The 608-nt window shown below is 61.8% G+C and carries 1 protein-coding gene; it reads right to left on the reverse strand.

All coding sequences use genetic code 11. The features are described 5' to 3' along the window. Window positions 1–608: polysaccharide biosynthesis/export family protein (locus tag BHD07_RS31835; RefSeq protein WP_338284322.1), on the reverse strand; the 608-nt coding region annotated here is incomplete at both ends.

Genomic DNA, 608 nt, shown 5'->3' on the forward strand with positions numbered 1-608 from the left:
GTGAAGGTCCGCGGATCGCGCGTCACGAAGATCTGGTCGCCCGGCTTTACGTGAATGTTTTCCGACGGGCTCTCGATGATCGATTTCAGCAGGACCGTGCCGGTCTTCTTGCCGCGCACGAGGGTCACATATGTCTCGTAGGGCTGCGCCGATGGGCCGCCCGCCTTCGCGATGACCTCGTTGATCGTCTCGCTGACGAGATTGAGAGGGACGACCGAAGGACGGCCGACGGCGCCGGAGACCGTGACGATGCGCGACGCCGTCGACGTCGACGTCACGATCACATCCGGCTCGACGGCCTTCTGTTTCAATGCATCGAGGATCGCCTGGCGCGCCTGCTCGAGCGTCAGGCCGGCAAAACGGACCGATCCGACATAAGGAATTGCCGCCTTGCCATCGGGCTGGACGACGAGATCGATGCTCGTCTGTTTCGATTCAGTTGTGGAAAACAGCCCGTCGCTGCCCGCCTCGAAGATCGTGACCTTCAACTGGTCGCCAATGCCGATGACCACCTGACCGACGCCGCCGCCAATGCCGAAGCGGCGGCTGAGGGTTGTGGAAACATATTCGGAAACGAGCCGCGCCGACTGGCCATCGACATCTACAAT

The sequence above is a fragment of the Sinorhizobium sp. KGO-5 genome (genome assembly GCF_036245905.1).
GTDB classification, from domain to species: Bacteria; Pseudomonadota; Alphaproteobacteria; order Rhizobiales; family Rhizobiaceae; genus Sinorhizobium; species Sinorhizobium meliloti_A.